The following is a 23,945-nucleotide window of genomic DNA, read 5'->3' as shown; positions in this document are numbered from 1 at the left end:
TCTTATTTAACCTGATCCAGTGCGAGATTAAGCGCAAGCACATTCACAACCGGCTCGCCCAGCACGCCCAGCAAACGCTCCTGTATCTGAGCATCGACCAATGTTTTGAGTTTGGCCTCATCCAATCCGCGTGCCTTGGCAATGCGCGGTATCTGGAACAAAGCCGCTTCCGGCGTAATATGCGGATCAAGCCCGCTGCCGGATGCTGTCACCAGATCAACAGGCACCGGCTGGTTTGGATTCTCAGACTTCAGCTTGGCCACATCTGTCTTTACGCGATCCAGTAACGCAGCGCTGGTTGGCGCCAGATTGGAACCACCGGAGGATGCAGCATTATAACCATCGCCAGCAGCACTTGGGCGACCGTGAAAATAGCGCTCGGAGGTGAATTGCTGGCCGATCAGGGATGAGCCGATCACCTTATTGTCCGTCACGATCAGACTGCCATTAGCCTGAGAGGGAAACAGAGTCTGCGCCACGCTGGTCATAGCCAGCGGATAAGCAATACCGGTAATCACAGTCAGACTGACAATCATCACCACAGCAGGACGTAATTGTTTCAACATGGGTTTATTCCTTACACCAGAGCCAGAGCGGTAATTGCCATGTCAATCAGCTTGATCGCCACGAAAGGCACGATAATCCCGCCAAGACCGTAGATCATCAGATTGCGGCTCAGCAGTGCGCCCGCACCAACCGCCTGATATTTAACCCCGCGCAGTGACAGCGGGATCAGCGCCACGATAATCAGCGCATTAAAGATAATGGCCGAGAGAATGGCGCTCTGCGGACTATGCAGCCCCATAATATTCAGCACGCCGAGCTGCGGGTAGAAAGCGAGGAACATTGCCGGAATAATCGCGAAATATTTGGCAATATCATTGGCAATCGAGAAGGTTGTCAGCGCACCGCGTGTCATCAGCAATTGCTTGCCGATTTCCACGATCTCAATCAGCTTGGTCGGGTCACTGTCGAGATCGACCATATTGCCCGCCTCACGTGCAGCTACTGTACCGGTATTCATCGCCACGCCCACATCAGCCTGTGCCAGTGCCGGCGCATCATTGGTACCGTCACCGCACATTGCCACTAGCTTGCCCTTGGCCTGCTCCTCACGGATCAGCGACAGCTTGTTCTCCGGTGTTGCCTGCGCGAGAAAATCATCCACGCCCGCTTCTGCGGCAATCGCCGCCGCTGTCATCGGATTATCGCCGGTAATCATCACCGTGCGGATGCCCATGCGGCGCAGTTCCGCAAAGCGTTCACGAATACCGCCTTTGACAATATCCTTCAGCGAGACAACGCCCATCAGCTGCCCGTCTTTGACCACAGCCAGCGGTGTGCCGCCTGCCTTGGCAATTTGCGCGGCAATCGACTGGATTTCCTGTAGCTGGGCAGGAGTAGAAGCTTTACTGCCTTCTGCCTCGACATATTTCAGCACCGCATCCACCGCGCCTTTGCGGATGATACTGCCATCCACGTCCACGCCGCTCATCCGGCTTTGTGCGGTAAAAGGCACAAAACTTGCATGAAGGCTTGCCATATCACGGGCACGGATGCCGTATTTCTCTTTAGCCAGCACGACGATAGAGCGGCCTTCCGGTGTCTCATCGGCCAGTGAGGCAAGCTGCGCCGCATCAGCCAGTTGCTGTTCGCTGACACCTGTGACGGGACGGAACTCAGTCGCCTGACGGTTACCAAGCGTAATTGTGCCGGTTTTATCGAGCAGCAGTGTGTCCACATCACCGGCAGCTTCCACCGCACGACCGGACATTGCCAGCACATTGAACCGCACCAAACGATCCATACCGGCAATACCGATGGCTGAGAGCAAAGCGCCGATTGTAGTCGGGATCAGCGTGACGAACAAAGCCACCAGCACAATCACCGGCACGGAACCGCCCGCATAAGTGGCAAAACTCGGAATGGTCACCACAGCCAGAACAAAGATCAGCGTCATACCGGCAAGCAGAATATTCAGCGCAATCTCATTTGGTGTCTTCTGGCGTTCTGCGCCTTCGACCAGTGAGATCATCCGGTCAATAAAGGTCGATCCGGCAGCAGCGGTAATACGCACCCGTATCCAGTCGGACAGCACTTGCGTGCCGCCGGTCACCGCCGAACGGTCACCGCCGGATTCACGGATAACCGGCGCGGATTCACCGGTGATAGCCGCCTCATTCACCGAGGCCACACCTTCGATAACCTCACCGTCGGAAGGGATAATGTCTCCGGCTTCCACCAACACAATATCGCCGACCTTAAGGCTGTTGCCTGCAACGATAGTGTAATTGGTTTTACTGTCGCCACTGAGCAATTTTGCTTCGGTTTCCGTACGGGTGCGACGCAGGGATTCCGCCTGCGCTTTACCCCGTCCTTCAGCCACGGCTTCCGCAAAATTGGCAAACAGAATAGTGAACCACAGCCACAGAATGATCTGAAACGAGAAACCCAGATCAGAGCCGCCACCCGCCAGATCGCGGATAAAGAGCACCGTGGTCAGCACGGTGACAACGGCAACGACAAACATCACCGGATTTTTCGCCAGCACCCGCGGGTCGAGTTTGCGAAAAGCACCGCCAATGGCAGGCAGCAGGATTTTGGCATCCAGAATACTGGAAGATTTTGACTGGCTCATGAGAGCCCTCCGTCTTGATTTTATACAAGTTAATTCAAAACTGCATAGAATTTTCATTGATGTAGAGTGATAAGTTAATGTTTTAACTTAAACTCCGGTCAGCGCCTTCACGAGGAAAACACCGGCCAGCATCGCCAGCACAAGGATCAGCATGATACTGGTGAGTTTGGGACAATCATCCTTGTCCGTGCCGCGCAGATTTTGCTTCTGCGCGGTATTGGAGCCGCACAGATTTTTCTTCTGTGCAGTATTCGAACGGAATAATTGCTTCATCAGAAAAGAATTCTTCGCCATCATGCACCTTTAAAACAGCTGACCGGAAAGCATTGCGAAATGCTCGACAACCGGCCCCAGCGCCAAGGCCGGAAAGAAAGTCAAACCGCCGACAATCATCGTCACACCAAAGACCAGACCGACAAACAACGGGCCTGCGGTCGGCAATGTACCGGCAGAGGCAGGAACGGTTTTCTTGGCGGCCAGTGAACCGGCAATCGCCAGCACCGGCACAATGAGGAGAAAGCGCCCCATCAGCATCGCAAAACCAATGGTGAGATTGTAGAAAGGCGTATTGGCATTGAGACCGGCAAAGGCACTGCCGTTATTGTTGGCACCGGAAGAGTAAGCGTAAAGCACTTCGCTGAAACCATGCGGGCCTGCATCCTGAATGCTCGACAGCCCTTGCGGCAAAACCACAGCCAATGCAGCAAAACCGAGAATGGCAAGCGATGGTCCGAGCGTGGCCAGCAGGCTCATCTTGACCTCTTTGGCCTCGATTTTCTTGCCCAGATATTCCGGTGTGCGGCCAACCATCAGACCGGCAATGAAGATCGCCAGAATGAAGAACAGCAACATACCATAGATACCGGCACCAATACCGCCGAGATTTGGAATCTGCATATTGAACAGCGGCACCAGACCACCGAGCGGCATCAGGCTGTCATGCATATTATTGACCGCACCTGTAGAGGCGGCTGTGGTCACTTCGGAGAACAAGGCAGATAATGCAATGCCGAAGCGTGCCTCTTTGCCTTCCATATTGCCGCCGACAGTGCCCAGAACCTGCATCAGCGGATTACCGCTGGCCTCAGCCCAATAGAGCACCGAAGTCCCCAGCACCACCAACACACCGAAGACCGCGAACAATACCCAGCCCTGACGCTGATTGCCGACCATACGGCCAAACACATTGGTCATGGCGGTAGAGATCACAAAAATCGACAGCAGATGAATAAGATTGGTCAGTGCAGTCGGATTTTCAAACGGATGCGCTGAGTTGGCATTGAAGAAGCCGCCGCCATTGGTGCCCAGATGTTTGATAATCATCTGCGAGGCCACAGGCCCTTGCGCAATGGTCTGCTGCGCACCTTCCATCGTGGTCGCAAGCGTATAGGCATTGAGATTTTGCGGCACACCCTGCCAGACCAGCACAAGCGTGCCGATAATGCAGATCGGCAGCAGCACATAGAGCGTGGCGCGGGTCAGATCGACCCAGAAATTACCAATTGTATTGCTCGAAGAACGAGCAAAACCACGGGTAATCGCCATAGCACCGGCAATACCTACCGCTGCAGAGACAAAGTTCTGCACTGTGATACCGGCCATCTGGGTGAAATAGCTCATCGTGCTTTCACCACCATAGCCCTGCCAGTTGGTATTGGTCATGAAGCTGATGGCCGTATTAAAGGCAGATGTCGGCTCCACAGCCTGCATACCCGCAGGATTATAAGGCAATGCACCTTGCAGGCGCTGCAACAGATAGAGCGCCACAAAACCGGCAATGCTGAACATCAGCAGCGATGCCGCATAGACCGTCCAGTGTTGCTCTTCTTTTTCATGGGTTCCGGCCAGTTTATAGAGGCCGCGTTCAACCGGTGCGATCACCGGCGAGAGGAAGGTTCGTTCTCCGGTAAACACGCGGGTCAGATACCCGCCGACCGGTTTCACCAGCAGAATTGTGAGCCCGAACAGGATCGTAATCTGCAATATTCCGTTGAAAGTCATTGGAAGATACTTTCTGTCTTTTAAAGCATTAGTACGAAGCGCCTACGCGGGGAAATCAGTCACCGGACTGATTTCTGTTCCCGCTTCGATGCGTAGGACAATGCGACAAAACAAAGTGTTAGAAGCGCTCAGGTCGTGCCAGTGCGTAAAGCAGATAGAGGCTGAGCAATGCGGCTACCGAGCCGCCGAGAACATAATCAAACCACATGACGCGCCCTCACAGCCGGTCGCAAACAAGGGCATAGAAATAAGACAGGCCGATAAATCCGGCGCCTGCGACAATCATGATGACATCCATTTTTCGAACTCCTGAATTTCAGCCGGTGCAAGTGCAGCGGCCACTTTCGGCAGCAGCACTAAGCGCGACGAGCCGAAATCAGGCGGAACTATGGCGCCAAAACGCATAGTGGTTCGAGAGAGGGAAAGAAGGAGAGATATAAAAATCTCATATATAAAACGCGATTATTTTGCGCACCACGTAAAGAAAATGAAACATCATTAATTATTACAATTCATGATTTTATATAAATTTCTTAAGGTATAAATTTAATAAAAGCGGCAATATATACCGCTCTCCGTAAAATAAAAATCAACCCTTGCCATAGGTGAAATCATCCACCTTCGACATCCATTGCGGCGGTGCATAAGAGGCAGGTTTATCGCCAACCGATGTACCGGTATTCAGCACCCCCGCCTGATAATCCGCATCAAACAAAGCATAAGGCTGCGGTGAAGGCAGAGCACTTGCGGCATCCAGTCTTGCGCTCAGTTCCGCAGGCATCTGCAATTCAAAGGCCGCAATATTATCCTGCAACTGTGCCAGTTTACTCGCACCGATAATCAGTGATGCAACAGACGGGCGATTCAGCACCCAGCTCAAAGCCACCTGTGCCATCGGACGCTCAAGCTCTGCTGCCACATCCTGCAAGGCCGAGAGAATGGCGTGATTGCGTGCAGTAAACAACCCCATGCCTTTGCCGGATGCATCAGTAGTCAAGCGACCTTCTCCTGCCCAGCGATCACCCTCAACGCGGTATTTCCCTGAAAGCAGCCCCATGGATAACGGGCTCCAGACAGTAATGCCCAAGCCCATATTCTGCGCTAGCGGCACAAATTCCTGCTCAATATTCCGCTCGGCAAGTGAATATGGCAATTGCAGACTGATCAGAGGTGTCAGCGCATGGCACTCCGCCCATGTCTGCGCCCGAGCCGCATACCATGCGGGCACATCAGACAGTCCGCCGTAACGAATTTTTCCTGCTCGCACCAGATCATCCAGCGTGCGCACCACCTCTTCCGCTGGCGTTATGCGATCCCATGTATGCACCATATAGAGGTCGATATAATCCGTTCCCAAACGGCGCAGGGAATCTTCAACCGCCCGCATCATGGCCTTGCGGCTGTTACCGCCTGCATTGGGATTGCCGGGTTCAAGACTGTTGCTGTATTTCGTCGCCAGCACCAGCCGTTCACGATTACCTTTCTCGCGCATAAATTGCCCGATCAGGCTTTCACTGGCACCTGCACCATAGGAATTGGCAGTATCAATAAAATTGCCGCCCATATCGGTATAATGATCAAATATCGCGCCTGATATCTCATCGGCGCTGCCCCAGCTGCCGCTGATCCCGCGAATAGCTGCATTACCGAAAGTCATGGTGCCGAGCGCCATCCGGCTAACCCGCAAACCTGAGCGACCAAGCGTATAATAATGATCCAGCGCCATGAGCTTTCTTTCTGCAAAAGAGAGACCGGACTAAAATTAATCCGGTCTTTTATTATTTTTAGTCAATCAGACGTGGCTCGCCGACATCACCGGCTGAAGCTTCCATGCCATTGGCAGTCAGAATAGATTTGATTGTACCATCTTCATGCAGTGCCTTGATATTGGCATCAAGCGCCGCACCAAGTTCCGGATTTTTCTTGGAATATGGGAAGCTGCCCTGTCCGGCCTCAGTCGTGGCTTTCACACGATCATCACTCTTGGCAACCTTCACTTCAATATCCGGCATGGCTCCGGCCTTCTTGGCGACAACACCGGTAGAATAACCGTCAATGCCAACAGCAATACGTCCGGCAGCCAGATCCTGCTGCATGCTCACGGAATTCGGATAGAGTTTGAGATTGCTGCCGAGCAGCTTCTTCAGGTCAGCAACCCAGAGATAGCCCTGCACGGTGCCAACGCTTTTCCCCTCAATATCCTTGACCTCTTCAAAACCTTCCTTGGTATAAATACCCATCTGGTCATTATAGAGCGGCCACGACAGGTTCATCACCTTGGCGCGTTCTGCCGTACGATACCAGTCACCGGTGGTGATATCGGCCTTGCCTGACAGCACATATTGAATACCGGCAGCGGTATCCACGGCCACAGCCTTAACCTTCAGACATTCCATCTCGGCGATCTTATTGGCAATATCGCCGTCAACGCCTTTGGCTTCGCCTTCCGGTGAGAGATAGGAATAAGGCGCATAAGTGGTAACAGCGATGGTCAGCACACCCTCTTCAACAGTTTTAAAACTGTTTTTCGGTGTGCAGCTCTGTGCATTGGCCTGCACTGCAACCAGTGCTGTCGCACCGGCAAGAACCGATGCTGCGACGATCATTTTTCCCATTAATTTCATATCACTACCCCATATTGTTTATGTTTATTGTTATATTTACCGCGAGAAACGTCCCGCACGTTTTTCAACCCAGCTTACCAGCATAGATGCCGGAATGCAGATCATTGCATAGAGAATACCTGCCGCCAGCAGAGCCGGAAAATACAGGAAAGTCGTCGAACCGATTTCATAGGCACGGCTGATCAGTTCCGGCATGGCAATGGTGAAACACAGAGATGTTGCCTGAAAAATCAGGATCGAAAAACCGAGCAAAGCCGGTACAGCCACACGCAATCCCTGTGGCAGGATCACATAGCGCAAACCGTCAATCCGGCTCATATTCAAAGCCATCACCGCTTCTTTCTGCCCGGCAGGCACGGATTCAAGCCCTGCACGGATAATCTCGCTTGTATAGGCGCCGGTATTCCAGCTCAGCGCCGCAATCGCTGCCACAATCGACGTCATCGTGATACCGGCACTCGGCAATCCGAAATAGATGAATTGCAGCAGGATCAGAGCCGGAGCACCGCGCCCGATTTCAACAATCACCAGACACAGCCCGCGCGTGAATTTCGACTTTGCCTGCACACCCAGCGCCAGTAGCAAGCCAAAAGGAATGCCAATCGCCAGACTGGCCAGTGTGACTTTGACACTCAGAGCCAGACCGTCGAGCAATTCCGGCATCCATGAAATGACATCATCAATCGGAAAATCAATCATCGCGCCACCTTTGCCCGCAGATAGATATCCGCAGTCCGTGACAGCCATGCAACCGGCAGGCTGAGAAGAATGTAAAGCAAAGCCACCACGGCAAATACCTCAAGGCCGCGGAAGGTCATCTGTGACAGCTGGCTGCCCTGATAGGCCAGTTCTGTCACGCCAATGGCTGAGGCAATCGCACTGTCTTTAAGCAGGCCAATCGCATAACTGGCAGCAGATGGCAGCGATACGCGCAGCATCTGCGGTGCCACCACATCCTTGAAAGCATGATAACGGCTGAGATTAAGCGCTTCTGCAGCTTCAAACTGCCCGTGATGGACAGCCATCATGCCGCCGCGAAAAATCTCCGCCATATTGGCTCCGGCAATCATGCCAAAACCGGTCAGCGCCGCCATAAACGGATTGATTGTTATGTAACCGGTGCCAAGACCGAAAAAGATCACAAACAGCCACACCAGAGGCGGGATACCGCGAACCAGATTGATATAGGCGGTTGCCAGCAGGCGCAGCGGCCAGAACTTGGAACGCCGCATCAGCATCAGGATCAGTCCGAGTATCGTACCGACAGCCAGAGCCGAGACCGTGAGTGCAACAGTCCAGGGCAATCCGCGAATGATATAGGAGAAATCTGCCAGCATTTAACGCTCATTCACCGCTTTGAGGAAACGCTGCGCCCGCTCCGTCTGCGGATTGCGCATCACTTCGCGGCTGGGCCCGCTTTCAATCACATTACCGTCGGCCATTACCATCACTGTGTCAGAGACGTTCTCGGCAAAGCCCATCTCATGGGTCACAACAATCATGGTCATGCCGCTGTCAGCCAGCCTGCGCATGACACTCAGCACTTCCAACCCCAGCTCGGGATCAAGCGCCGAGGTCGGCTCGTCAAACAACATCACTTTCGGATCAAGTGCCAGAGCGCGGGCGATAGCAATCCGCTGCTGCTGGCCACCGGAACAGCGCATCGGATATTGCTGCGCTTTGTCAGCAAGACCGACTTTCTCCAGCAGATCCATCGAGCGCTCATCGGCCTCTTTCTTCGAGCGGCCAAGCACACGCTCCTGTGCCAGACTGACATTGCGCAGCACACTCATATGCGGGAACAGATTAAACGACTGGAACACCATGCCGATCGAATGGCGCAGATCATGCAATTGTTTGGCAGAGGCTTTTTTCTCGGCCTGCAGGGTCACATCACCAACCGTGACAATACCGGCATCCGGCGGCTCAATATAATTGATGCAGCGCAGCAATGTGCTTTTGCCCGAACCGGACGGCCCGATAATCGCCAGCACCTCACCGGAGGTCACAGTCAGATCGATCTCTTTGAGAACAATATGCGCGCCATAATGCTTTTGCAGTTTTTCAAGCCGGATAACCGTTTTCTGACTGGTTTTCACCCGCAGTTTCTCCCCTTATGCATTCTCCATGCCTGTCCGCAACATTGCACAACCGGCACAGGATATTTCGACGGATCACAGCGTTCTTTTATCTGATTGCAGACCGACGCTTTATGCCGTCCGGCTTGTTTCTGTTTTTATTGTTATAAAACAAAGCCCGTCATACATATTTATAAACCGGACAGGCTGAGAGCCTGTAACCGGCATAGTTCCTCTTATGCTTATCAGCTTAGGCAAACTGGCCGTGCCAGCGAGAGCATAAAAAATAGCGGTTCCGATAACCCGTGGTTATGACTTGACCGCTATTAAAAGTTATTGCTCTTTTTGCGCCCCGAAACACGCTTTTCCGGCATTTTATGTCGCATTATCACAGACAGAATATCTGTCATGCAGAATATGCAAATCTTGCATAACAACCAAAAAACAAAGCATTGGCTCTGCCGGATTTTTTTTCATAGCTTCAGTTTCAGCAGATTCCCATAAAATTTTAACGCCAAGGAATGCGTTGTGAGCCGAATTGTATATGTAAACGGTGCCTATGTCCCTGAAGAAGAAGCCAAGATTTCGGTCTTTGACCGCGGTTTCGTATTCGCAGACGGGATTTATGAAGTCAGTGCAGTTATCGATGGCAAGCTCGTTGACAATGATGCCCATATGGCGCGTCTCGGCCGTTCTTTGAAGATGATTGATGTACCGGCGCCGATGAGCGACGAAGACATCATCACTATGCAAAAAGAGCTGATCAAGCGCAACAATCTCACTGAAGGTGTGGTCTATATGCAGATCACCCGCGGTGCTGCGGATCGTGACTTCGTTTACAGCGCGGATATGAAACCGACACTGGTTGCTTTCACACAGGTGAAAAAGCTGATCGGTTCCGCCTCCCAGCAGAACGGTATTGCCATTCACGTTGTGGATGATATCCGCTGGCAGCGCCGCGACATTAAAACTGTGATGTTGCTGGCTCAGGTACTTGCCAAGCAGGAAGCAACCGCGCATGGTTGTCAGGACGCATGGATGCAGGAAGACGGCTATATTACTGAAGGTGCGTCCTCCAGTGCATTCATCATCACCGCAGAAGGCTCACTGATTGTGCGCCCGAATTCCAATGCAATTCTGCCGGGCTGCACACGTCTGGCCATGCTTAAAATTGCTGAAGAACAGAGCCTGAAGATTGAAGAACGCCGCTTTACGCTTGAAGAAGCCTTCAAAGCGAAAGAAGCCTTCCAGACCAGTGCTTCCGGTTTTGTGACCCCTGTTGTGAAAATTGCAGGCACAGTCATTGCAGACGGCAAGCCGGGTGCAATTACCCGCAGCCTGCAGGAAAAATATATCGAGATTGCTAAAGCAGTTTAAAAACGGAACCGGTTTTCTTTGAAAACTGTGTTTCTAAAAACTGTCGGCTTAATTTTCGATAAAACTAAATTCATCCGGCCATAATTTCGTAATTCTGGCCGGATACCGTCATGATCGCAAGCGCCCCGTAAACGGTTCTGATCTTTTGGGCCTCCCCCGGAAAAGACCGTTTAATTTCCTTGGCACTGATCATATGTCGGGCATTAGCACCACACTGAAACGACAGTATCGCCGCAGAAGTGATACTACGTTTCTTTTTAATGCCTGATGATAATGCCCTGACAGCCCCTCCGGAAACCGGTCGGGCTGTCATTCTTTATCTGCGATCTGTTTCTTACCGCATGCCTCTACGGATTTAGAGCCGTTGCATTTAAGATGGATTTTTAACCGCTCTAAATCTTTGTTTTCACGCATTATCCGACGCAAACCGCTTCGCATTTTTGTTGGAAATGCTTTAACAGGAGTATCCTATGTCTGCTTCAGCACGCGATTTCGGTATTGTTTGCGGCATCATGCCGACCGGTGCGCATAATGCCATTACCGATGTTCCGGGCGTAAAAGTCGGCCACACCACCATCCGTGAAGGCAATATCAATACCGGTGTTACCGCGATTGTGCCCCATGACGGCAATATGTTCCGCAAGAAGGTTCTGGCAGCATCAGAATCCATCAATGGCTTTGGCAAAAGCGCCGGTCTTGTGCAGGTCAACGAGCTTGGCTCACTGGAAACGCCGATCCTGCTGACCAATACGCTCAGCACCGGCACCTGCGTGAATGCACTTATCAAACGCGCTATTGCTGCGAACAGCGATATCGGCCGCACCACCTCAACCGTTAATGCGGTTGTCGGCGAATGCAATGACGGCCCGCTCAATGATATTCAGGCTATGGCCGTTACCGAAGAGCACGCTTATGCGGCACTCGATACTGCAACCACCGGTGCAGTTGCACAGGGCAATGTCGGTGCCGGCACCGGTATGACCTGTTTCGGCTTTAAAGGCGGTATCGGCACTTCATCCCGCCGCATCAAACTGGATGGCAAAGACTATCATCTGGGCACTTTGGTGCTTTCCAATTTCGGTCGCAAAGGCGATCTGACGCTGCCGGATGGCCGTCATCCGACACCGGATTTCCCCGATCAACCGGAAAAAGGCTCGATCATGATGATTATGGCAACCGATATTCCGCTGGAGCACCGCCAGTTACAGCGCGTCATTCGCCGCTGCGGTGCGGGTATCGCACGCCTTGGTGCATTCTGGGGTCATGGCAGCGGGGATATTGTTATCGGCTTCACCACCGGCAACACTATTGATCACGACCAGAAGTCCGATCTGGTGACCATGCAGGCGCTGAATGAAGACAAGATTGACCAGTTGTTCCGTGCAGCAACAGAATCCACGCAGGAAGCCATCCTCAATTCCATGTGCGCTGCAGAGAGCTTTACCGGCCGTGACGGTAACAGCCGAAAATCACTGGCAGACTGGCTGAAGCTCAACAGCTAATCGCTAATATTTAGCTCGAACAAAAAGCCTGCCGTGATAATCGCGGCAGGCTTTTTTTATTTATGCAGAGACCGTGAAAGCCACATCAGCATTGGCCTTCAGTGTATTGCTGACTGTACACATGGCTTCAGCCGCTTCTGCCAGTTCATGGCGCTCATCATCAGACAGTTCACCGGCAATCAGAAACTGCACATTGAACCGCGTGATGCGATATGGCTCATGCTCCGTCTTCTCACCGCTGACTTTGACCTCATAGCTGCTGATACGCTCAATCAAACCGAGCTTGCGCGCGGCTATACGTGCACTCATCACCAGACAGGCCGAGAGAGACGCATAAAGCAGATCAATCGCATTGAAACCCGCACCGGAAACCGTATTTTCCAGTGTCAGTTCCCCACCGGTCAGCGAGCGGATCAGCGGCTTCTCCTGCCCCTGTCCCTGCCCTTGTAATGTCGCTACTGCGCCTGTTTCCCTGGTACGTACTGCCAATTCAACCATGCTCTTATTCCGGTTTTAGTCCGACTGCTTCCGCCAGCAATTCAAATGAATGCAGGCGCGCCTGATGGTCAAAAATTTGCGCTGTAATCATCAGTTCGTCAACATCAGTACGGGCAACAAAAGCATCAATCTGCTGGCGTATCGTTTCTTTATTGCCCACAGCGGAGCAGGCAAGCGCAGCTTTGATGATCGGAACAAAGCGCGGATCGAGATTTTCTTCATAGCCTTCTACCGGCGGCGGCAACTGCCCTGCATTACCGGTGCGCAAATTCACAAAAGCCTGCTGGATGGAAGTGAACAGCAAACGGGCTTCCGCATCCGTATCGGCTGCAAAGACGTTAAATCCGGCCATCACATAAGGTTTATCGAGATATTGCGACGGCTCAAACCGATGGCGGTAAAGCGCAATCGCATCATCCAGATCACCCGGAGCAAAGTGGGAAGCGAAAGCATAAGGCAGACCAAGCATAGCCGCCAGCTGTGCCCCGAACAGGCTGGAGCCGAGAATCCAGACCGGCACATTCAGGCCCGACCCCGGATAAGCACGCACACGCTGTTCTGTAGTCGGCTCGCCGAAATAGCCCAGCAGCTCCACCACATCCTGCGGAAAGGACTGCGCATCCGAGCTGGAATTGCGCCGCAAGGCATAGGATGTCACCTGATCCGTGCCCGGTGCACGCCCTAAGCCTAAATCAATACGGTTTGGGTAAAGCGAGGCCAAGGTGCCGAATTGCTCAGCAATCACCAGTGGCGAATGGTTCGGCAGCATAATACCGCCTGCCCCGACACGGATGGATTTTGTGGCACCGGCCACATGGCCGATCAGCACAGCTGTCGCCGCACTGGCAATGCCCGGCATATTATGATGCTCGGCCAGCCAGTAACGCTGGAAGCCGAGTTTCTCGGTATGTTGTGCAAGCTCAACGCTGTTCTGCATGGCTTGTGCTGCGGTGCTGCCGAGTGTGATCGGCGCGAGATCAAGAACGGAAAATTTGGTCATGGATCATATATATAGTAACGACTACACAATACCAGAGCCTCAAATCACCAGAGTGAATAATTTTGTATTTTTCTTTGAATAAATCCGGAAGCAATATCTTCAAAATAAAAAGGCCGGTCATAAAGACCGGCCTTTTTTAGTTTCATATTCTGTCACATCAGTGATGGGCAGACTGCACTTCCGCCTTCAGTTCTTCCTCTGTCGGAACCGAAACCAGAGGTTTAACGGTCTTCGCAGAGATCAGCGTGTAGAACATCGGCACCACAAACAGGGTGAACATTGTACCGACCATCAGACCGGTGAAGATCACCAGACCCATGGAGTAACGCGCTGCCGCACCGGCACCGGTTGCCATCATCAGCGGCACAACGCCAAGCGCCATAGCTGCAGTTGTCATCAGGATCGGACGCAGACGGGTTTTAGCCGAAGCGATAATCGCATCGTGACGGCTCAGTCCGTGTTCATGGCGCTGCTGATTGGCGAATTCCACCATCAGAATACCATGCTTGGTAATCAACCCCACAAGGGTAATCAGACCAACCTGCGTATAGATATTCAGCGTACCGAGACCAAGGTTCAGCGGCACAATCGCACCGAAAATCGACAGCGGAACGGTCATCATAATAATGAACGGATCGCGGAAGCTTTCGAACTGTGCAGCCAGCACCAGATAAATCACGATAACAGCGAGCGAAAAGGCGATCAGGATTGTATTACCCTGCTCGATTTCCAGACGCGACTGACCCGAATAGTCAATGAAGAAGCCTTCCGGCAGCTTGGCATTGGCAATATCAAGGATCGTTTTCAGACCGTCACCGGTTGTAACACCTGGCAGCGGCAGAGCCGAAATCGTTGAGGAGTTCAGCTGGTTGAACTGTTCAATTGCAGTCGGGGAAGCCTGATTTACAATCTTCACCACGGCAGACAGCGGCACCATCTCACCCGAAGCACTGCGAACATAGAATTCACCGAGCTTGGACGGATTGCGGCGATACTCATCCGGCACCTGCATGATAATATCATAGCTGTTATTATCACGGTCGAACTGGGCAACCTTACCACCACCGGTCATCAGACCGAGGGTCGCACCGATTTCGCTGACAGTCACACCCATTGCGGATGCACGTTCACGGTCAACTTCAATTGTTGTCTGCGGAGAATTGAACGACAGGGAGTTCTGAACAATGATGAACTGTCCCGAAGCCTGCGCTTCATTCTTGATTTCCTCAGAGATTTCGAAAACCTGATCCGACGAACCTGTCGACTGGATCGCGATCGAAATCGGCAGACCACCACCGGTACCCGGCAGCGACGGCGGAGCAAAGATGAAGGCCTGTACGCCGGTCACATCTTTAATACGCTTGGTCAGGTCTTCCTGAATCTGCTTCTGCGAACGGTCACGCTGCGACCAGTCTTTCAATGCCCACAGAGCAATACCTTCATTTGTCGCACTGCCGAAACCGACAATGTTAAAACGGGCTTTCAGTTCAGGCAGATCTTTTGTCAGTTCATCGATCTGGTCTGCATAAAGCTTGGTATAGTCTGATGTCGCATATTTAGGGCCGCTGAACATCGAGAACAACGCACCGGAATCTTCTTCAGGAGCCAGTTCCGATGAGGTGTTCACGAACAGGAAGCCCATAACACCAACCAGAGACACAACGACCAGCATGGTGATCGGACGATAGTTCAGAGAACCGGAAACCCAGCGTTCATAGCCGTTTTCAAAACGAGTGAACAAACGGTCTACAAACTGGGCAAAGCGGCTGGCTTCACCATGTTTCAGCATGCGCGAACACATCATCGGAGAGATGGTCAGCGCCGCCACACCGGACAGAATAACCGCACCGGCAAGTGTGAACGCAAATTCACGGAACAGCGAACCGGTCAAACCACCGGTAAAGCCGAGCGGTGCAAACACCGCAGCCAGTGTAATCGTCATCGCCACGATGGAAGAGGTAATTTCCTTCATGCCCACAAAGGATGCATGGATCGGTGTCAGACCTTCTTCAATATGGCGGTGAATATTCTCAAGCACCACGATCGCGTCATCCACCACCAGACCGATGGCAAGAACCATCGCCAGCAAGGACAGAAGATTGATCGAGAATCCGAGAATGAACAGGAAGAAACACACACCGATCAGCGAGATCGGAATGGTAACAATCGGGATCAGAACCGAACGGAACGAGCCAAGGAACAGCAGGATCACGATAACAACGATAATCATCGCTTCTGCAATTGTCTTGAAAACCTCAACAATCGAAGAAGAAATCTGCTCGGTCGCATCATAAACCAGAATGATGTTCATGCCCTGCGGCAGGCTGTCCTGAATGCTCGGCAGTTCCTTGTTCACGGCTGTTGCCATGTCAATCGGGTTAGCCGAAGGCGTCGGGAACACACCGATAAATGTACCGCTGGAACCGTTGAATGTCACAACAGTATCCGTGCTCTTTGCGGCCAGTTCAACATTGGCAACATCGCGCATACGGATAATATCGGAACCTTCCGCACGGATAGGCATCTCCGCAAAAGCCTCAGGCGTCTGCAAAGTGGAACGCAGGGTAATCGCAGTTGCGAAATATTCGTTCTTTGTCTTACCCGGTGCCGACAGGAAGTTGGATGCTTTAATCGCAGCCAGCACTTCCGAAGCTGTCACATTACGGGCAGCCATACGGATAGGATCAACCCATACGCGCATGGAATATTCCTGACCGCCGAGGATCTGTGCATCGGCCACACCTTCAATGGTGGACATGCGCGGACGGATCACGCGGTCAATATATTCCGTGATCTGCTCATTGGTCATATTCGGGTTCTGAACGGCGAGATACATGGTCGCAAAGGACTGACCGGTACCTTTGGAGATGACCGGATCTTCCGATTCACTCGGCAGATCGCCGCGAACCTGATTGACCTTGGAGATAACCTCTGTCAGCGCCGCATCGGGATTAGCCCCGAGCTTCATCTGAACCGTAACAGTGCTGAGTGACTGGCTACTTTTGGAAGTCACATAGTCAACATTTTCAGTCGTCGCCACTGCTTTCGCAATAGGCGCGGTGATGAAGCCCTGAATGAGCTCCGCGCTGGCACCGGCATAGGCGGTCGTAACGGTGATAACCGTTTCGTCCACTTCCGGATACTGCCGCACTGACAGATTAAAAATCCCCTGCAAACCAAGCAGGATAATCATCAGCGCAACAACAATCGAAAGAACCGGCCTGCGTATAAAACTATCAGAAAAGCTCATCTCTCGACCTTATGGTTTCTTCTGGGCATCAGCAGGATTGACCTTATTGTCAATATGCGCACCCATCCCGTTGCTCAGGCGGTTCTGGCCGGAAGTCACGACAATATCGCCTTCCTTAACGCCGCTCAGAACTTCAACATTATTACCGGTACGGCGGCCAAGCTTCACAAACACCTGATGCAGGATCAGATCATCAGCTGTTGCTGCTGCATCTGTCTTTGGCGCATCTGCTGCCTGAGCGGCATCGGTTTTCGCAGCTTCTTTTTTCACCACAGTGAAAACATAGTCACCATAAAGGCTGGTCACGACACTGGTCAGCGGCAGAACAATCACATTGTTTTCTTCCGGCAGAACAACACGAACCTGTACGAACTGACCCGGTACCAGTGATTTTTCAGAATTATCAACCTGTGCCTGAATGGAAACCAGACGGCTTGCAGGGTCGATTTTCGGGTCAATACCGATGATTTTGCCTTTGAAAGCATAATCTGCAGCGGATGCACCGATCTGAACTTCCTGACCGATCGACAGGTTCTTCAGTTCCTGCTCCGGTACGGTGAAGTCCACACGCATCGTGTCAACATTCTGCAATGTTGCCACAACATTGCCGGGTGCCATGAACTGGCCGATATCCACACGGGAAATACCGATCACACCGGAGAAAGGTGCAATAAGACGCTTCAGATCAACTGTTGCCTGTGCCTTGGCAACATTTGCCTTTGCGGAAGACAAAGCCGCAGCGGTTGTATCAACATTGGATACAGCGCCGACGCCCTGTGTGCGCAATGTCTGCGCGCGCTTGTAATTCTGCTCGCTCAGTTCGGCTTCAGCCTTGCTTGCTGCGAGATCAGCTTTCTGGATTTCATCATCCAGCTGCACCAGAAGATCGCCTTTTTTGACGTGCTGGTTAGGCTTGAAGAGGATTTCTTTGACAATACCGTCGATCTGGAAAGTCAGGTTGACACCGTCTTCAGCACGGGCGGAACCGATTGCTTCAACGCCGGGCAGCCACTGGCCCGGTTTGACCTCAAGGGTTGAAACGGCCTGTGACGGCTGCTTCATATTTGCAAAGAAGTCCTTAATGGCCTGCGCACGGAACAGGTTAAACCCGATCAGCCCTCCGCATACCAGAACAAGCAATATAATCGCGATGATGAAACGCTTAATCATCTTATGTGGCACTCCTGCCGCAGAATGGATACAGAACGAAGAATGTCCAATCGGCATGGCTGGACACACGTTTTTATTAAATAGGGTGCGATAACTGTACGTTAAGCTGAAAATTGTCAACTCATGCTTGGTCACGCTATGGTCATCAGCATTGTCCGGCAACGAAATTACCGGCTCATATCAGGCCGGTTGGTAAACCCGTTTCCGGCTCAACGCATTCACAAGAAGGAAAATGCGGATCAGAAATGTCAGGATTTGCCCAATTTCGGCGCAAGATTTTGTCTGCAAACGGTAAATTTATCTCCGATCAATATAATTTTTGCCGTTTTCACATCAATTCTTTGAAGCTTAGACTAAAAACCGGATTTTTACACCTTATATTATCGGCCGCGCATCTTCCGGCATTACTCACGAAATTGTTATGAATTTTAACCATTCCGCCGGCGCGATCCGGCGGCTGTGCACTACGGGAATTGTTTTCCTGCACTATATTATGCCATGATTCATTGCTGATTATGAAGACAGCTATTATGCCAAATTCATCTCAGCCTGTAACAAACGGACAATGCTTTCCCATGAGAAAACGACAAACGGCAACATTATCCGCATTCATGACAGGGGCAGCCCTGCTGCTGACCTTGCCCGCCTCGGCTCAGGACATGCGCGCACCGGTAAAGGCAACGCAGGAAACTCCCGAACCTGTCTACTCCCTGCCCGGTGTTAAACCTGCCAAACCCATTGTGACACCGCCGCAGGCAGAACCGGATGAAACCTATCTTCAGAGCAATCCGGACGGCAGTTTTATGGTCGGCAAGACCAGAGTGAAAATCAGCGGCTCGATCATCATGGATATCGGCAACAATCCGCCGAGCAATAAATAACAAGCGCCGCTCAAAATTCGGGCCACATATATTCCTGCATAAAATAAAAGCCGCAGAGACCAGACAGTCTTCGCGGCTTTTTTATATCAATTCAGATCGGCCGGAAATTACCGGCACTTGCTGCTCTTGTTTAAAATCACAGCAATGCCGTTTCCGCAGATCTCTGGCAGAGCAGGAATAATCTGAATTTCCCCTGCCCTCGTCACAGACTGATTAGCTGTTAACAGCGTCTTTCAGGCCTTTACCAGCCGAGAATTTTGGTACGTTGCGCGCAGCAATTTCAACTTCCTTGCCGGTCGAAGGATTACGGCCTGTGGAAGCTGCGCGATGGGAGACGGAGAAAATACCAAAACCTGGCAGACGAACTTCGCCGCCGTCCTTCAATGCACCGGTGACGGATTCAAGCACAGCGTCAACGGCTGAAGCAGCATCGGTCTTGGTGAGACCTGATTTTTCTGCAACGGCAGCAACCAGTTCATTCTTGTTCATGAGGTAATTCCTTTCGTGTTTTTTTCCGCTGGTTACGACTCAGCCGGATTGGCGAAGTTTATTCAAAGAAACAGCTGAACCAAGCAGAGTTTTCCTTTTCGACCCCGCAAAAGCAGGGTTAAACACAGAAATAACCCCTGAAAACCGGCATTTTGCCCTCTGTAGCACCAAGAGGTTCCCAATTTTACACGATCCAAGGCACGAAATGCCGACATTGCGAATCTGCAGACTGCTAAGGGATTCTGTCGCTGACAGGCCAGAATTCACCTGTTTACCGGTCATTTTTCACGCAAGTTTCCGGCCGTGAACACGCAATAAAAAAAGCGGCCGGAGCCGCTTTTTCAGATTATCCGCGAGGACATTCCTGCCCTGCTCTATAATCAGCCGTGAACTTTAGCGGCGATTTCAGCTACGCGCTTGCCCTGGAAACGTGCACCTTCGAGTTCCTGCTCGGAAGGCTGACGGGAGCCGTCACCATCGGCAGTGGTTGTCATACCATAAGGTGCACCACCGCGAACAACATCATTACCAAGCTGACCCTGATAGGCATAAGACAGCGGAACAATGATCATACCGTGATGCTGCAGCTGCCACTGGGTGGAGATCAGCGCCAGTTCCTGACCGCCATGCTGTGTTGCAGACGAAGCCATAACGGAACCGATTTTGTTCACCAATGCGCCTTTGGCCCACAGACCGCCGGTCTGGTCAAAGAAGTTTTTCATCTGCGAGGACATGGTGCCAAAGCGCGAAGAAACGCCAACGATGATCGCATCGTAATTTTCGAGATCTGCAGGTGTTGCAACTTCTGCTTCCTGATCCAGCTTGAAGCCGGAAGCCTTGGCAACTTCAGCAGGCACCAGTTCTGCAACGCGTTTAATATCCACCTGAGCACCGGCTTCGCGCGCACCTTCTGCAGCGGCTTTCGCCATCTGTTCCATGTGACCATAAGCGGAATAATAAAGTACCAGAACCTTAGCCATATTCGAAAATTCTCCGTTTTAATCAGGTCTGCCGATGCTGTTCTGAGACAAAACCGACAACCACATTGATATCCATGCATTCTATTTAATACAGAAATTGAAATGCACCAGTCGCGACTTACAGGACGCACTGTTCAACATTCAGGACAATAACCGGCCGTTAACACAGCAATGCTTCCGCTTTATGAAACAATGCGGATCGTAAATCAGCACATCAGGATCCCTTGACGATCGGTGCCCAGTCCGGTCATGTTCTGGTTGTAAATGGAGTCTCCCATGACGAATAAACAACCCGTGATTATCCGTGCGGCAATGCTGGCAATCGGCGACGAACTGCTCTCCGGCCGTACCAAAGATAAAAATATCGGCTATATGGCCGACCGTCTTTATGATGCCGGTATTGATCTGACCGAAGTTCGTATTGTCGCCGACGATCAGCCGGCCATTGTTAAGGCAGTGCTTGAATTGAGCGAAGCATATGACTATCTGTTTACGTCCGGCGGTATCGGCCCGACCCATGACGATATCACTGCGGATGCCGTATCTGCCGCTTTCAGCCTGCCTTGTATTTATGATGAAAAAGCCATGGCATTGCTGGCTGCTCATTATAAATCCAGAGACATGGAATTCACGCCGTCGCGCCAGCGCATGGCGCGAATGCCGCAAGGCGCACAGCATATTGACAATCCGGTTTCTGTTGCCCCCGGTTTCATTATTGCCAATGTCTATGTGATGGCCGGTGTGCCTTCCGTTTTTCAGGCAATGGTCGAGAATATTCTGCCCACTTTGCGTACCGGCAGCCGCTTTCATTCCCGCACAATTATCTGCCCGTTTGGCGAGGGTGTGATCGGCATTCCTCTGCGTGAAGTTCAGGAAACCCATCCTGAAACAATCATCGGCTCTTATCCGAAATTCGAGAACGGCAAGTTTTCGACAGAGCTGGTTGTGCGTGCACGCGATGAGGAAAAACTCGCCGCAGCAGCCGCAGCCGTTGAGAAAATGCTGGCAGATATTCAGCAATAATTGCAAGCATTTGCGTTTATCACCGCCATAAAATACGTTATAATACACGTCAGGTATTATTGAGGAAACGGACAGCAGATTATGACTGATCCCCCGCTATAAAAGGGGGATTGATGCCGAGAAATAAAATCATCTGAATTTGCGCAGCTTTCACGCGTAACGAATACGGAGTGTTATCCATGTCCTATCGTACCGTCATCGCCTATATCCGCAGCACACAGGAATTGCAGAGAATATACAGGGCTCTTGCGCTGCTCGCGCAAGACGGGGAGCCCATGCATGTAACCGGCCTCTATGTTATTCCGACACCGGTTATTTATTCTGATGCAAGCGGCTTTATAGATGCCAGTTTTTATGAAGGGCATCTTCGGCATCATCAGAAAAATGCCGAGGCTGTTGCCCACCTCTTTCAGGAACAGATTGCCCGCTATGCCACAACGTCTGAATTCCTGATCGTCCGCTCCGAAAGCGACAATGCGAGCCAGACCATCAATGAATTCGGCATGGCTGCAGATCTCATCCTTGCCGGACAGGCCGATCCGGATGATCCGGACACACAGATCACCCCTCTGGATCAACTCGTATATAATACCAAAACCCCGACACTTATTGTGCCGTATAATTTCCATCCGCCCCGCAGCATCCGTCAGCTCGCTATCGCTTTTAACGGAAAATATGAAGCGTCCAGCGCTGCTTTCGATGCTTTGCCGCTGGCACGCCATTGCGCAACCGTGCGCATTGTCTGGGTCAACGCACCAAAACCCGAGAGTGAAGAAGCAGCAACAACGGTTATCCCTGCCCCACACCGCGACCCTGACGCGCCGCGCGAAGCACCGGAAATCGCGGTCAGATTGCAGCAGGCCTATCAGCGCCACGATATCTCAGCCAGAATTGATCTGATCCCTTCCGAAGGGCAAACCGTTCAGGATCGTCTGCGCGCCTATGTCGAAGCCAATGAAATTGATGTGCTGATTATGGGGGCTTACAGCCAGTCGCGCTTGAAAGAGCTGATCTTTGGCGGTGTCACACGCTCATTTTTGGCGAATATGCCCTGTCTGACACTGTTTTCACGCTGATCCTTGTTTCCAGAGCATTTCCGGCAAAAGTGCGAAGCGGTTTTGCGTAGGATAATGCGACAAACTAAAGAATCTAGAGCGAGTATTGCGATCCAGCATGGACGTAAACCGCTCTAGAGCGTGTTGCGTTGAATTGCATTCACTGCGCTCGCTCTATCTCTTTGTTTTTACGCATGTCACTATCGGAAAACCAGCACCCGCTTTTCCGCGACATGCTCCAGCGCAGAAGTGCTCTATATCCGGCACGAGAAACGAAAGAAAACGAAAACAAATGAAAATCACACACAACAGCAGATTTATCTGCGGTTGTGGCAAAGTTAATATTGCCAGAAAAGTGCTTTTTCGTTTATCACGGTAAATCACCTGAGAACGGTAAATCTGCAATGATGTGCCGAATTTAGGGTCTTGTACTCTGCCAGAATACCGTCATTATTTCTGATAAGAAGCGGATGTAATGAATCCGGTTCCCGGCGGATATTTTACTGTTTTCAAACTCTCTGCCGGTTTGAATCATACTGAAACGAAACAATAGTACAGAGCCACCGCAACTTTCATCTGAGACGGCGGATCTGTCAGACTATTTTATAAACGGAGCATTTCGATGTCCTTGCCTGATAAAGCTTTCCCGGTTTCCTGGGACCAATTTCATCGCGATGCCCGCGCACTCGCATGGCGTATTTCCGGACAGGGTAAAGACTGGCACGCAATTGTCGCTATCACCCGCGGCGGTCTGGTACCGGCAGCCATTATCTGCCGTGAGCTTGGCATCCGCATGATCGAGACCGTCTGCATTGCCTCCTATCATGATTACAGTGAACAGGGTGAATTGCGCGTTATCAAATCCATCGGTGAAAAACTGCTGGAAAATGGCGGCGAAGGCGTTCTGGTCATTGATGACCTCACCGACACCGGCAAGACCGCAAAAATTGTACGCGATATGATGCCAAAAGCACATTTTGCGACTGTTTATGCCAAGCCGCAGGGACGCCCGCTGATTGATACATTCGTCACCGAAGTCTCGCAGGACACATGGATTTATTTCCCTTGGGATATGGGTTTCACCTATCAGGAACCGATTGCCAAAGGCCATCGCGGTTAAATGATTTGTGTCGCCGTCAGATTTTTCTGATGGCGACACTGCAATGCCGGCTCCGAGCAACTGATAAAACCGGCAGCTGTGCTAAATTTTTATCTGCGTAAACTACAAAAAATAAGCGCTGCCAGATCATACTGACCGGAATGGGTGGTCAACATGATATCCTGACAGATAAAGCGCCGGAACTTAACAAATATAATTCGTCTTATTCTTGAGACGATCACACCTCAGACAATTTAAAACCATATTGATGAGGATAATG

The 23,945-nt window shown here is 51.5% G+C and carries 22 protein-coding genes; 6 read left to right on the top strand and 16 right to left on the bottom strand.

The window, feature by feature from the left end; genetic code table 11:
* Positions 1-2: 2 nt before the first annotated feature.
* The 10 genes from kdpC to F7P81_RS07860 all read right to left on the bottom strand — a co-directional run bounded on the left by kdpC (position 3) and on the right by F7P81_RS07860 (position 9,368).
* Complete coding sequence (kdpC, locus tag F7P81_RS07905; protein WP_151159117.1) at positions 3-566, bottom strand: potassium-transporting ATPase subunit KdpC; 564 nt, start codon at positions 564-566, stop codon at positions 3-5.
* A gap of 11 nt (positions 567-577) precedes the next feature.
* Positions 578-2,638: a potassium-transporting ATPase subunit KdpB gene (gene kdpB / locus F7P81_RS07900; protein ID WP_151159116.1), complete on the bottom strand. Its 2,061-nt coding sequence runs from the start codon at positions 2,636-2,638 to the stop codon at positions 578-580.
* An 87-nt stretch (positions 2,639-2,725) separates the two neighbouring features.
* Complete coding sequence (locus F7P81_RS07895) at positions 2,726-2,932, bottom strand: hypothetical protein (protein WP_151159115.1); 207 nt, start codon at positions 2,930-2,932, stop codon at positions 2,726-2,728.
* A gap of 9 nt (positions 2,933-2,941) precedes the next feature.
* Positions 2,942-4,639 (bottom strand): potassium-transporting ATPase subunit KdpA, encoded by a 1,698-nt coding sequence (gene kdpA, locus F7P81_RS07890; protein WP_151159114.1) that lies wholly within the window; start codon positions 4,637-4,639, stop codon positions 2,942-2,944.
* Between the two features lie 118 nt (positions 4,640-4,757).
* Positions 4,758-4,847 carry a potassium-transporting ATPase subunit F gene (locus F7P81_RS07885; RefSeq protein ID WP_022711895.1) on the bottom strand — a complete coding sequence of 30 codons (90 nt, stop codon included), beginning with the start codon at positions 4,845-4,847 and terminating at the stop codon, positions 4,758-4,760.
* Between the two features lie 381 nt (positions 4,848-5,228).
* Entirely contained in the window at positions 5,229-6,365 is a 1,137-nt protein-coding gene (locus F7P81_RS07880; protein WP_151159113.1) for an aldo/keto reductase, read from the bottom strand.
* Between the two features lie 58 nt (positions 6,366-6,423).
* Positions 6,424-7,263, bottom strand: coding sequence for a substrate-binding periplasmic protein (locus tag F7P81_RS07875; RefSeq protein WP_022711897.1), 840 nt, complete (start codon positions 7,261-7,263; stop codon positions 6,424-6,426).
* Between the two features lie 36 nt (positions 7,264-7,299).
* Positions 7,300-7,962 carry an amino acid ABC transporter permease gene (locus tag F7P81_RS07870; protein WP_022711898.1) on the bottom strand — a complete coding sequence of 221 codons (663 nt, stop codon included), beginning with the start codon at positions 7,960-7,962 and terminating at the stop codon, positions 7,300-7,302.
* Positions 7,959-8,600: an amino acid ABC transporter permease gene (locus F7P81_RS07865; RefSeq protein ID WP_075654996.1), complete on the bottom strand. Its 642-nt coding sequence runs from the start codon at positions 8,598-8,600 to the stop codon at positions 7,959-7,961. The genes F7P81_RS07870 and F7P81_RS07865 overlap by 4 nt, the downstream gene beginning before the upstream one ends.
* Positions 8,601-9,368 (bottom strand): amino acid ABC transporter ATP-binding protein, encoded by a 768-nt coding sequence (locus tag F7P81_RS07860; RefSeq protein ID WP_210307614.1) that lies wholly within the window; start codon positions 9,366-9,368, stop codon positions 8,601-8,603.
* A gap of 501 nt (positions 9,369-9,869) precedes the next feature.
* Here F7P81_RS07860 and F7P81_RS07855 point away from each other — a divergent pair.
* Together F7P81_RS07855 and F7P81_RS07850 are read left to right on the top strand one after the other, a co-directional pair.
* Positions 9,870-10,718, top strand: a complete 849-nt coding sequence (locus tag F7P81_RS07855) for a D-amino-acid transaminase (RefSeq protein ID WP_151159112.1) — start codon at positions 9,870-9,872, stop codon at positions 10,716-10,718.
* A 470-nt stretch (positions 10,719-11,188) separates the two neighbouring features.
* A complete protein-coding gene (locus F7P81_RS07850; RefSeq protein ID WP_151159111.1) occupies positions 11,189-12,220 on the top strand; it encodes a DmpA family aminopeptidase in 1,032 nt (343 codons plus the stop codon).
* 60 nt (positions 12,221-12,280) lie between these two features.
* On the opposite strand, the gene F7P81_RS07845 is transcribed toward F7P81_RS07850, so the two are convergent.
* The 4 genes from F7P81_RS07845 to F7P81_RS07830 all read right to left on the bottom strand — a co-directional run bounded on the left by F7P81_RS07845 (position 12,281) and on the right by F7P81_RS07830 (position 18,138).
* Positions 12,281-12,718 (bottom strand): OsmC family protein, encoded by a 438-nt coding sequence (locus tag F7P81_RS07845; protein ID WP_151159110.1) that lies wholly within the window; start codon positions 12,716-12,718, stop codon positions 12,281-12,283.
* Between the two features lie 4 nt (positions 12,719-12,722).
* Complete coding sequence (locus tag F7P81_RS07840; RefSeq protein ID WP_151159109.1) at positions 12,723-13,718, bottom strand: LLM class flavin-dependent oxidoreductase; 996 nt, start codon at positions 13,716-13,718, stop codon at positions 12,723-12,725.
* Between the two features lie 157 nt (positions 13,719-13,875).
* Positions 13,876-16,968, bottom strand: a complete 3,093-nt coding sequence (locus F7P81_RS07835) for an efflux RND transporter permease subunit (RefSeq protein WP_075654984.1) — start codon at positions 16,966-16,968, stop codon at positions 13,876-13,878.
* A 9-nt stretch (positions 16,969-16,977) separates the two neighbouring features.
* A complete protein-coding gene (locus F7P81_RS07830; protein WP_151159108.1) occupies positions 16,978-18,138 on the bottom strand; it encodes an efflux RND transporter periplasmic adaptor subunit in 1,161 nt (386 codons plus the stop codon).
* A 575-nt stretch (positions 18,139-18,713) separates the two neighbouring features.
* Here F7P81_RS07830 and F7P81_RS07825 point away from each other — a divergent pair.
* Positions 18,714-19,019: a hypothetical protein gene (locus F7P81_RS07825; RefSeq protein WP_225684799.1), complete on the top strand. Its 306-nt coding sequence runs from the start codon at positions 18,714-18,716 to the stop codon at positions 19,017-19,019.
* Between the two features lie 213 nt (positions 19,020-19,232).
* On the opposite strand, the gene F7P81_RS07820 is transcribed toward F7P81_RS07825, so the two are convergent.
* Positions 19,233-19,508: an HU family DNA-binding protein gene (locus F7P81_RS07820; RefSeq protein ID WP_022711909.1), complete on the bottom strand. Its 276-nt coding sequence runs from the start codon at positions 19,506-19,508 to the stop codon at positions 19,233-19,235.
* A gap of 380 nt (positions 19,509-19,888) precedes the next feature.
* The gene (gene wrbA / locus F7P81_RS07815) at positions 19,889-20,488 is read right to left on the bottom strand and encodes an NAD(P)H:quinone oxidoreductase type IV (RefSeq protein WP_022711910.1); all 600 of its coding nucleotides are present in this window, start codon (positions 20,486-20,488) and stop codon (positions 19,889-19,891) included.
* A gap of 276 nt (positions 20,489-20,764) precedes the next feature.
* On the opposite strand from wrbA, the gene F7P81_RS07810 reads away from it, so the two are divergent.
* The 3 genes from F7P81_RS07810 (at position 20,765) to gpt (ending at position 23,686) form a co-directional block, all read left to right on the top strand.
* Entirely contained in the window at positions 20,765-21,511 is a 747-nt protein-coding gene (locus F7P81_RS07810) for a competence/damage-inducible protein A (protein WP_022711911.1), read from the top strand.
* A gap of 179 nt (positions 21,512-21,690) precedes the next feature.
* Positions 21,691-22,587, top strand: a complete 897-nt coding sequence (locus tag F7P81_RS07805; RefSeq protein ID WP_151159107.1) for a universal stress protein — start codon at positions 21,691-21,693, stop codon at positions 22,585-22,587.
* Between the two features lie 601 nt (positions 22,588-23,188).
* On the top strand, positions 23,189-23,686 hold the full coding sequence (gene gpt / locus F7P81_RS07800; RefSeq protein WP_022711913.1) for a xanthine phosphoribosyltransferase: 498 nt from the start codon (positions 23,189-23,191) through the stop codon (positions 23,684-23,686).
* The last annotated feature ends 259 nt before the right edge of the window (positions 23,687-23,945 follow it).

The organism is Pseudochrobactrum saccharolyticum, from assembly GCF_008801715.1.
GTDB classification, from domain to species: Bacteria; Pseudomonadota; Alphaproteobacteria; order Rhizobiales; family Rhizobiaceae; genus Pseudochrobactrum; species Pseudochrobactrum saccharolyticum.
Note: the sequence above shows the minus strand (reverse complement) of the source record. Positions and strands in the feature narration are given on the sequence as shown.